The sequence below is a fragment of the Streptomyces sp. NPDC002835 genome (assembly GCF_053591995.1).
This window is the reverse complement of sequence record NZ_JBSFUW010000080.1, coordinates 1-10,079: the sequence shown is the minus strand read 5'-3', so window position 1 is coordinate 10,079 and position 10,079 is coordinate 1. Positions and strand designations below refer to the sequence as shown.

The following is a 10,079-nucleotide window of genomic DNA, read 5'->3' as shown; positions in this document are numbered from 1 at the left end:
GGGGGGCGGGCCCCCCCCCCCCCCCCGCCCGGCGCGGGCCCCCCCCCCCCCCCCGGCCCGGCCCCCGGGGGGGGGCCCCCCCGCGGGGGGGGGGGGCCCCCCCCCCCCCCCGCCGGCGATTGAGGCGCGGGTCCGGGCAGAGCCCGGTTTCGGAGAAGGGGCGGGTAGGGGAACAGCCACGCCCCCCGCCGCGCGTAACGTGGCCCAGCGTGACCCCACTCGCCGCCCGGTACGCCCGCACCCGCCACTGGCTGCGCGCGCACCCGCTGGCTTTTGACGGCGCCCTCGCCTTCGCCGCCCTCGTCTGCATGGTCGCCGGATCGTTCGCCGACCCGCACGGGCCGCACGGCCCCACCTTCGGCACCCGCACCCCCGACGAGCGCAGCGTCGTGCTGATAGTGGTCGCGGCGGCCGCGCTGGTGTTCCGGCGGCGGGAGCCGAGGGGTGTACTGCTGGTCACCGGCGCGGTGTCCGTCGTCGAGCTGGTGACCGGCGATCCGGCGGCGCCCGTCGCGATGGCCGCGGTGATCGCCCTCTTCACCCTCGCCGCCCGCACCGACCGGCCGACCACCTGGCGCGTCGGCCTGGTGACGATGGCGGTGCTGACGGGCTCGGCGATGTTCTTCGGGTCGAGCCCCTGGTACACGCAGGAGAACCTGGGCATCTTCGCCTGGACCGGCATGGCGGCCGCCGCCGGTGACGCCGTGAGAAGCCGCCGTGCCTTCGTCGACGCCATCCGGGAGCGGGCCGAGCGTGCGGAGCGGACCCGTGAGGAGGAGGCCGGGCGGCGGGTCGCGGAGGAGCGGCTGCGGATCGCCCGCGATCTGCACGATGTCGTCGCGCACCACATCGCGCTGGTCAATGTGCAGGCCGGGGTCGCCGCCCACGTCATGGACAAGCGGCCGGACCAGGCCAAGGAGGCGCTCGCGCACGTACGGGAGGCGAGCCGGTCCGCGCTGAACGAGCTGCGGGCCACCGTCGGCCTGCTGCGCCAGTCCGGGGACCCGGAGGCGCCCACCGAGCCGGCGCCCGGCCTCGGGGTGCTCGACGAGCTGGTGACCCGGTTCCGTCAGGCCGGCCTGCCCGTCGAGGTGGCCCGTGCCGACGACGGCGGGACGCCGCCCGCGGCCGTCGACCTCGCCGCGTACCGGATCATCCAGGAGGCGCTGACCAATGTGCAGAAGCACGCGGGGCCGGACGCCAAGGCCGAGGTGAGCGTCGTACGGGTCGGCTCGCGGCTGGAGATCACCGTCATCGACAACGGCGCTGCGAAGGCAGAGACGCAGACGCCGGGCCCGGCCGACGGCGGCGGGCACGGCCTGATCGGCATGCGGGAACGTGTCGGCGCCCTCGGCGGCACCCTGACCGCCGGGCCCCGCTACGGAGGCGGTTTCCGGGTGCAGGCGATACTGCCGCTGCAGGCGCGGCCGGCGCGTGCGGGGGAGGACACATGACGATCAGGGTGCTGCTCGCCGACGACCAGGCGCTGCTGCGCAGCGCGTTCAGGGTCCTGGTGGACTCCGAGCCGGACATGGAGGTCGTCGGGGAGGCGGCCGACGGGGCGCAGGCGGTGGCGCTGGCCCGTTCGGAGCGGGCCGACGTGGTTCTGATGGACATCCGGATGCCCGGCACGGACGGCCTCGCCGCCACCCGGACGATCAGCGCGGACCCGGATCTGTCGCACGTGCGGATCGTCATGCTGACCACCTTCGAGGTGGACGAGTACGTCGTGCAGTCGCTGCGCGCCGGGGCGTCCGGCTTCCTGGGCAAGGGCGCGGAGCCCGACGAGCTGCTGAACGCGATCCGTGTCGCCGCCGCGGGCGAGGCGCTGCTGTCACCGGCGGCGACCAAGGGCCTCATCGCCACGTTCCTCGCGCAGGGCGGCACCGGGGACGACCGGCGGGCGGGGGACGCCTCGCAGCGGCTGTCGGTGCTCACGGTCCGCGAACGCGAGGTGCTGGTGCTGGTCGCGGGCGGCCGCTCCAACGACGAGATCGCCGAGCAGCTCGCGGTCAGCCCGCTGACCGTGAAGACCCATGTGAACCGCGCCATGGCCAAGCTGGGCGCCCGCGACCGCGCCCAGCTCGTGGTCACGGCGTACGAGTCGGGACTGGTCCGGCCGAGGACCGAGTGAGCCGCGAAAGGGGCGCCCCGCCGTCCGGCGGAGCGCCCCTCCTTTGCGCGTGCGGCAACGGCTGCGCGCATACGGCAACGGCTACGGCAGGGCCAGCATCCGCTCCAGGGCGAGCTTCGCGAAGCTCTCCGTCTCCTTGTCGACCTCGATCCGGTTGACCAGGTTCCCCTCGGCCAGCGACTCCAGCGCCCACACCAGGTGCGGCAGGTCGATGCGGTTCATCGTCGAGCAGAAGCAGACCGTCTTGTCGAGGAAGACGATCTCCTTGTCCTGGTCGGCGAAACGGTTCGCCAGGCGGCGGACCAGGTTCAGCTCGGTGCCGATCGCCCACTTCGAGCCGGCCGGGGCCGCCTCCAGGGTGTTGATGATGTACTCGGTCGAGCCCACGTAGTCAGCGGCGGCGACGACCTCGTGCCGGCACTCCGGGTGCACCAGGACGTTCACGCCCGGGATGCGCTCGCGCACGTCGTTGACCGAGTCCAGCGAGAACCGGCCGTGCACCGAGCAGTGGCCGCGCCACAGGATCATCTTGGCGGCGCGCAGCTCCTCGGCGGTCAGCCCGCCGTTCGGCTTGTGCGGGTTGTAGAGCACACAGTCCTCGAGGGACATGCCCATGTCGCGGACGGCGGTGTTGCGGCCCAGGTGCTGGTCCGGCAGGAAGAGGACCTTCTCGCCCTGCTCGAAGGCCCAGTCCAGCGCGCGCTTCGCGTTCGACGACGTACAGATCGTGCCGCCGTGCTTGCCGGTGAATGCCTTGATGTCCGCGGAGGAGTTCATGTACGAGACGGGGACGACCTGCTCGGCGACGCCGGCCTCGGTCAGCACGTCCCAGCACTCGGCGACCTGCTCGGCCGTGGCCATGTCGGCCATCGAGCAGCCGGCCGCCAGGTCGGGCAGCACGACCTTCTGGTCTTCGGAGGTCAGGATGTCCGCGGACTCGGCCATGAAGTGCACACCGCAGAAGACGATGTACTCGGCCTCGGGCCGGGCCGCGGCGTCCTTCGCCAGCTTGAAGGAGTCACCGGTGACGTCGGCGAACTGGATGACCTCGTCACGCTGGTAGTGGTGGCCCAGGACGAAGACCTTCTGCCCGAGCTTCTCCTTGGCCGCGCGGGCGCGCTCCACCAGGTCCGGGTCGGACGGCGAGGGGAGGTCGCCGGGGCACTCCACGCCGCGCTCGCTCCGCGGGTCGGCCTCACGGCCGAGCAGCAGGAGGGCGAGCGGAGTCGGCTGAACATCGAGCTCGGGGCGGGTTTGGGCGGTGGTCACGACACGCACCCTTTCTTCGTCTGGCTGAGCACTTCTCGTCTATTTGACGCTATCTATCATAACCGCTTCACGTCACTTTGACGATGGCCATAGCGTCGATGTGACGCACCCCCTGTCCACAGGCCGGTGCCGCTCTTCGGCCCGGTGTGCGAGCATGAAGAGACACGAAGCGCAAAGTCGGGCCGGCCCGGAATGAATCCGCGGCCATGCCGGTTGCACCGTCGGCAAGCAGTCCGCACAACCCGGGAGAGAAGCAGATGTCCGTATCGGACGAGACCACCACCGTGAGCGACGGCATCCTCCTGTCCGACGCCGCCGCGGCCAAGGTCAAGGCCCTGCTGGACCAGGAAGGCCGGGACGACCTGGCGCTGCGCGTCGCGGTTCAGCCCGGCGGCTGCTCCGGCCTGCGTTACCAGCTGTTCTTCGACGAGCGCTCCCTCGACGGCGACGTCGTGAAGGACTTCGACGGCGTCAAGGTCGTCACCGACCGGATGAGCGCCCCGTACCTGGGCGGCGCCTCCATCGACTTCGTCGACACCATCGAGAAGCAGGGCTTCACCATCGACAACCCGAACGCCACGGGTTCCTGCGCCTGCGGCGACTCCTTCAGCTAGGAGTCCGGCTGCTCACGCCAAGGGCGGCGGACCCGGTTGCGGGTCCGCCGCCTTCGACGTGAGCAGGCGAGGGGTTTACCCCTTGCGCGGCAGCGGTTCGCCGTCCGCGCCGACGACCTGCCGGCCGCCCAGCGGCTCGTCCAGGGTCACGGACTCCGTCAGCTCCTTGGCGATCAGGATGCAGACCCGCTCCGGGTCCGGGTTCGTCTCCACGATCCGCACCTTCACCCGGTCACCCGTCTCGGTCGCCTTCGCCTCGTACTCGCTGCACACGCCGCCCCAGAAGGTGACCGTCAGGGTCCGCCCGTCGACGCTGTACGAGACCGGCCCGGGGCCTTCCTGCCCGGCCGGGTCCTTCGACGGCTCGGAGGGGGTGAGGTCCTTCGCCGGCGGCTCGCTGCTCTTGAGGAACCGCTTCTCCACCGCCGTGTGCGTGACCGTGAACGGCCGGTCGCCGTCCTTCGCCGTCACCTCGAACAGCCACGAGGGCACCAGCGCCTGCCGCCCGTCCACGTACTGCGTGGAGAGCCCGAAGACGGCCTTGCCGATCGTCAGCCGTTCCGGCGCCGCGGGGGAGCCCTTCGGCTCGCACGGGGTCTCTGGCCGCAGTTCGTCCTGGTGCGGCACCTCCCCGTGCGGCACCGCGGTGGCGCACCCGCCGATCCCCACCCGGCCGCTGTCCTTGCCGGCCTCGTTCAGCTGCTCGACCGCCTCGTCGGCGGAGACCACGGGATACGTGTCGTCCTTCACCGGATCCTTGAGCCGGCCGCTGCCGCCGACGACGGTGCCGTCCGCGCCCACCTGGACACCGGTCGACCAGCCGTACGTCGGCAGACCGCCCACCACCGGGTCCGCGTTCACCACGCGTACGGCGCCCATCAACTGGCCCGCGTCCAGCGCGGCGTCACCCTGACCGACCGCGTCGAGCACCGGGGCCGCGGCCTTCCTGGCCTCCGCCTCGCTCACGGCCGGGCCCGGCTCGCCCGCCCCGCCGGACGGACACGCCTTGCCCTTCAGGCAGTTGTCGCCGCCGGGCGACGCGAGGTACCCGGCGAACGTCCAGGTGCCCGGAGCGTCCTTGTTCACCTGCAGCGTCGGACCCTGCCCGTCCTTGGACGGGCCGACCTTCCACGCCGGACCCTCCAGCCGGGGCGCGCCCGACAGGCCCAGCGCCTTCGCCAGCCGGGTCACCTCGGCCGCGGTGACCGACCCCGTCGCCCGGTGCACGGCCGCACGCTCCGGGCCCTGCGGCAGATCGCCCTTCGCCCGGTAGACGACGCCGCCCCCGGTCGGGTCGGGCTCACCCGGCGCGATGCCGCCGCCGTCCGTCACGGACCCGCCGGTGTCCAGCGCGAGCAGCGGCGGATTCTTCCCGTCGCCCGGACCCCCCTTGCCGTCGGCGGCCTCGACACCCTCGCCACTGTCACCGCCGCCGAAGCCGGAGGTCGCGAAGTACGCACCGCCACCGCCGGTCACCAGCACCGCGGCCGCCACAGAGGCGACGACCAGCGGGGAACGCCGACGGCGGGGAGTCTCCTGCGTGTTCTCCGTGCTGCTCACCGCATCGCTCCTTGTCTCGTGCCTCCTGCTGCGGAGGACACGGGTGGGACGGAGCGGAGGAGCGCCTGGTTCCCTCCTTCTCGACCGGGCCTTCTCTGCGGGCCTTCTCGGCCCGGGCGGCGGTACGCCGCGTCAGTAGCCGTAGTCGGACATCGCGTCCACCAGCCGCGCGGAGGCGGGCGGCACCACGACACCGTGGATCAGAGAGGGGGAAACGGGCACGGCCACCGCGGCCGCCGGTACCACCCAGTGTGGAGCCATTCGGGCGCAGTCGCCGCGAAGCTGGGCCAGACTGATCTCGGATTCCCGGGGATCGGGCCGCAGGCGCGGCTCGAGCGCGGCGCTGTGCATCGTCATAGCCGCACCGTATGCACCCGGGAGTCCGGGAAAAAAGCCCTACTATCGGGTAGTTTCCGCATTTGGTGCGGGCGCATGACCCGGTAGCGTGAACTGTCACTGCCAAACCGCCTCAGGAGCGCCTCACCGTGCGTATCGCAGTCACCGGCTCCATCGCCACCGACCACCTCATGACCTTCCCCGGCCGCTTCGCCGACCAGTTGGTCGCGGACCAGCTGCACACGGTCTCCCTCTCCTTCCTCGTCGACACGCTCGATGTACGGCGCGGCGGGGTCGGGGCGAACATCTGCTTCGGCATGGGCCAGCTGGGCACCGCCCCGGTCCTGGTCGGCGCGGCGGGCGCCGACTTCGACGAGTACCGCGCCTGGCTCGACCGCCACGGCGTCGACACGGCGTCCGTCCGTATCTCGGAGGTTCTGCACACCGCCCGCTTCGTGTGCACCACGGACTCCGACCACAACCAGATCGGCTCCTTCTACACGGGCGCGATGAGCGAGGCCCGCCAGATCGAACTCAAGTCGGTCGCGGACCGCGTCGGTGGCCTCGATCTCGTCCTGATCGGCGCGGACGACCCGGAGGCGATGCTGCGCCACACCGAGGAGTGCCGCTCGCGGGGCATCCCGTTCGCCGCGGACTTCTCGCAGCAGATCGCCCGGATGAGCGGCGACGAGATCCGCATACTGCTGGACGGCGCGGCGTACCTGTTCTCCAACGAGTACGAGAAGGGGCTCATCGAGTCCAAGACCGGCTGGAGCGACGACGAGATCCTCTCCCGGGTCGGCCACCGTGTCACCACGCTCGGCGCGCGCGGCGTCCGCATCGAGTCCACCGACATGGACCCGATCGAGGTCGGCTGCCCCGACGAGGAGGCCAAGGTCGACCCGACCGGCGTCGGCGACGCGTTCCGCGCGGGCTTCCTCTCCGGCCTCTCGTGGGGCGTGGGCCTGGAGCGGGCGGCGCAGGTGGGCTGCATGCTGGCGACGCTGGTGATCGAGACGCTGGGCACGCAGGAGTACACGCTGCGGCGCGCGCACTTCATGGAGCGGTTCACGAAGGCGTACGGGGACGAGGCGGCGTCGGAGGTCCACAAGCACCTCGCCTGACACCGGGCGGGGGCGCGCTGGGGGCGGGTCCGCTGCCTGCGGTACCGGGCCCGGGCTTCGCCCGGGCCCGGTACCGCGCTTCGCGCGGCGGCCTCAATCGCCGGCCGGGCTGACCAGGCGTTACGACACCCGGCGCACCACGTACGCCACGCCCCGCTCCGCCCCCTGTTCCCCCACGTACTCCTGTCCCCGCATCCCGCACCACGCCGGGATGTCCAGGCGGGCCGCCTCGTCGTCGGAGAGGACCGTGACGGTGCCGCCGACCGGTACGTCGCCGATGACCTTGGCCAGTTCGATCACCGGGATCGGGCAGCGCCGGCCGAGCGCGTCCACCACCAGCGACTCCGGTGCGCCCGGCGACGACGTGGACGAGGGCGACACCGGCGCCCCGAACCGCTCCCGTACACCCGCCACCAGACCCGGCAGCACCTCGAGGAAGCGGTCCACGTCCTCCTCCGACGTGCCGGACGGCGGGAGCGACACCCGGACGTTGCCCTCAGAGAGCACGCCCATCGCCCGCAGCACATGGCTCGGGATCAGCGTGCTGCTCGTGCACGACGAGCCGGACGAGACGGAGAAGCCGGCCCGGTCCAGCTCGTGGAGAAGTGTCTCCCCGTCGACATAGAGACAGGAGAACGTGACCACGTGCGGCAGCCGCCGCACCGGGGCGCCCACCACCTCCACGTCGGGGACCAGTTCCGGGACCCGCGTCCGGATGCGGTCCACCAGGGCCCGCAGCCGTACTGCCTCGTCCGCCGCCTCGGCGCGGACCGCGCGCAGGGAGGCCGCCGCCGCCACGATCGCCGGGATGTTCTCGAAGCCGGCCGACCGGCCCGACTCCCGCTCGCCCGCCGGGCCTTGCGGGGCGAACCGGACACCCTTGCGGACGGCGAGCAGCCCGACGCCGGCCGGGCCGCCCCACTTGTGCGCGCTCGCGGTGAGCAGCGACCAGTCCGCGTCGACCGGACCCCACGCCAGGGACTGGGCGGCGTCCACCAGCAGCGGCACCTCCACCGCGCGGCACGCCTCTGCCACCTCCCGCACCGGCTGCTCGGTGCCGACCTCGTGGTTGGCGGACTGCAGGCACGCCAGCGCGGTGGTGGCGCCGAGTTCCGCGGCGTACGTGTCGGGGGACACCGCCCCGTGCCGGTCCACGCCCACCTCGGTCACCGAGCCGCCGGCCGCCTCCCACGCCGTCGCCGCGTGGAGGACCGCGGAGTGTTCGACGGCGGAGACGACGAGACGGCGGCCGACACGCCGACGCCCGGCCAGCGCCCCGGAAATTCCGGTGTGGATGGCCTGCGTCCCCGAAGGAGTGAAGACGAGCTCGTCGGGGCGGCATCCGACGGCCTCCGCCGCGGCCTCCCTGGCCGCGTCGAGCAGCATCCGGGCGCGGCGCCCCTCGCGGTAGAGCCGGGCGGGATCGGCCCAGCCCTCGTCGAGGGAGGCGTGCAGGGCCTGGCGGGCGACGGGGTGCAGGGGAGCCGCGGACGCGGCGTCGAAATAGGGCACGTCGTCACGCTAACCCGGCTGGGAAGAGGGAGCGTCAGTTGCCTGCTGGAAGCGGGCATTCCGGGGCGCTCCGCACATCGTCCGCCGGGACCGGCCACCCCTTCGGGGTGCCGGACGGCGCGTTGGGCACCCTCCCCGCGCGACCCCAAATTGCGTCCAGTAGGGTTTGGTCCGCATAAACATCCAAACCCCTGCCCGCGTCAGGGCCGGCGACCGACCAGCGAGACGGCCGCAGCCGGCCGCGCGGGCCGAGACTCTCGGGAAGGCGCTACGTGAGTCCCAACGGCTCCGACCGCTCGTCGCGGCGCCCGATGCGGCGGAAGCTGCCGCAGGTGCTGACTGCGGGCCTGATCCTGGCTACCGCCTCCGGTTGTTCATACAACTGGGAGGATTTTCCCCGCCTCGGACTGCCCACCCCTGTCACGGAGGAGGCGCCGCGGATCCTCTCCCTCTGGCAGGGCTCGTGGGCGGCTGCGCTCGCCACGGGCGTCCTGGTGTGGGGACTGATCCTGTGGAGTGTCTTCTTCCACCGGCGTACCCGCACCAAGGTGGAGATCCCTCCGCAGACCCGGTACAACATGCCCATCGAGGCGCTGTACACCGTGGTCCCGCTCATCATCGTTTCGGTGTTCTTCTACTTCACCGCGCGCGACGAGTCGAAGCTCCTCCAGCTCTCCGACAAGCCGGCCCACACCATCAATGTGGTCGGCTACCAGTGGAGCTGGGGCTTCAACTACCTCGAGGACGTGGACGGGAACCCGGCCACCGGGGACGCGACCGCGGACAAGGAACTGAACGCGATCCCGGACAAGTACACCGACGACTTCCCCGCAGGTGCGGAGGGCGTCTACGACGCCGGAATCCCCGGCACCCGCAACCCGCAGAACGGCAACCCGGGCCCCACGCTCTGGCTGCCCAAGGGGGAGAAGGTCCGGTTCGTCCTGACCTCGCGTGACGTCATCCACTCCTTCTGGGTCGTCCCCTTCCTGATGAAGCAGGACGTCATCCCTGGCCACACCAACGTGTTCGAGGTGACCCCCACGCGGGAGGGCACCTTCATGGGCAAGTGCGCCGAACTCTGCGGTGTCGACCACTCCCGGATGCTCTTCAATGTCAAGGTCGTCTCCCCGGAGCGCTACCAGCAGCACCTGAAGGAGCTTGCCGAGAAGGGGCAGACCGGCTTCATCCCGTCGGGCATTGAGCAGACGGACCCGGCCAGGAATGCGGAGAAGAACCAACTGTGAGCATCCTCAACGAACCCCAGGGTGCCGCCGCGGCAGATGAAGACTCGTACGAGAACGAGCTGCCAGTACGGCGCAAGCAGCCCGGCAACGTCGTGATCAAGTGGCTGACGACCACCGACCACAAGACGATCGGCACGCTGTATCTCGTCACCTCGTTCGTCTTCTTCTGCATCGGTGGCCTGATGGCGCTCTTCATGCGCGCCGAGCTGGCCCGGCCGGGCACGCAGATCATGTCGAACGAGCAGTTCAACCAGGCGTTCACGATGCACGGCACGATCATGCTGCT

10 protein-coding genes are annotated in these 10,079 nt (G+C 71.7%); 6 read left to right on the top strand and 4 right to left on the bottom strand.

The window, feature by feature from the left end; translation table 11 throughout:
* The first annotated feature begins 209 nt into the window (after window positions 1–209).
* Window positions 210–1,454 carry a sensor histidine kinase gene (locus ACWD01_RS36385; protein WP_451168146.1) on the top strand — a complete coding sequence of 415 codons (1,245 nt, stop codon included), beginning with the start codon at window positions 210–212 and terminating at the stop codon, window positions 1,452–1,454.
* Window positions 1,451–2,134 (top strand): response regulator, encoded by a 684-nt coding sequence (locus ACWD01_RS36380; RefSeq protein WP_451168144.1) that lies wholly within the window; start codon window positions 1,451–1,453, stop codon window positions 2,132–2,134. The genes ACWD01_RS36385 and ACWD01_RS36380 overlap by 4 nt, the downstream gene beginning before the upstream one ends.
* Window positions 2,135–2,215: 81 nt before the next feature.
* On the opposite strand, the gene nadA is transcribed toward ACWD01_RS36380, so the two are convergent.
* Window positions 2,216–3,403 (bottom strand): quinolinate synthase NadA, encoded by a 1,188-nt coding sequence (nadA, locus tag ACWD01_RS36375; protein WP_451168142.1) that lies wholly within the window; start codon window positions 3,401–3,403, stop codon window positions 2,216–2,218.
* Between the two features lie 257 nt (window positions 3,404–3,660).
* Between nadA and ACWD01_RS36370 the strand changes: the two genes are divergently transcribed.
* On the top strand, window positions 3,661–4,017 hold the full coding sequence (locus ACWD01_RS36370) for a HesB/IscA family protein (protein WP_005318559.1): 357 nt from the start codon (window positions 3,661–3,663) through the stop codon (window positions 4,015–4,017).
* Between the two features lie 75 nt (window positions 4,018–4,092).
* Here ACWD01_RS36370 and ACWD01_RS36365 read toward each other — a convergent pair whose 3' ends face one another.
* Window positions 4,093–5,577 (bottom strand): hypothetical protein, encoded by a 1,485-nt coding sequence (locus ACWD01_RS36365; RefSeq protein WP_451168139.1) that lies wholly within the window; start codon window positions 5,575–5,577, stop codon window positions 4,093–4,095.
* Between the two features lie 132 nt (window positions 5,578–5,709).
* Complete coding sequence (locus ACWD01_RS36360) at window positions 5,710–5,934, bottom strand: hypothetical protein (protein ID WP_451168138.1); 225 nt, start codon at window positions 5,932–5,934, stop codon at window positions 5,710–5,712.
* A gap of 128 nt (window positions 5,935–6,062) precedes the next feature.
* Here ACWD01_RS36360 and ACWD01_RS36355 point away from each other — a divergent pair, with 128 nt between their 5' ends.
* Window positions 6,063–7,037, top strand: a complete 975-nt coding sequence (locus tag ACWD01_RS36355) for a carbohydrate kinase family protein (protein ID WP_451168137.1) — start codon at window positions 6,063–6,065, stop codon at window positions 7,035–7,037.
* 120 nt (window positions 7,038–7,157) lie between these two features.
* On the opposite strand, the gene ACWD01_RS36350 is transcribed toward ACWD01_RS36355, so the two are convergent.
* Window positions 7,158–8,549, bottom strand: coding sequence for an aminotransferase class V-fold PLP-dependent enzyme (locus ACWD01_RS36350; RefSeq protein ID WP_451168135.1), 1,392 nt, complete (start codon window positions 8,547–8,549; stop codon window positions 7,158–7,160).
* Between the two features lie 272 nt (window positions 8,550–8,821).
* Here ACWD01_RS36350 and ctaC point away from each other — a divergent pair, with 272 nt between their 5' ends.
* Together ctaC and ACWD01_RS36340 are read left to right on the top strand one after the other, a co-directional pair.
* Window positions 8,822–9,793 carry an aa3-type cytochrome oxidase subunit II gene (gene ctaC, locus ACWD01_RS36345; protein ID WP_451168133.1) on the top strand — a complete coding sequence of 324 codons (972 nt, stop codon included), beginning with the start codon at window positions 8,822–8,824 and terminating at the stop codon, window positions 9,791–9,793.
* Window positions 9,790–10,079, top strand: a 290-nt coding sequence (locus tag ACWD01_RS36340) for a cbb3-type cytochrome c oxidase subunit I (protein WP_451168131.1), incomplete at its 3' end; no start/stop codon positions are given. The genes ctaC and ACWD01_RS36340, both read left to right, overlap by 4 nt.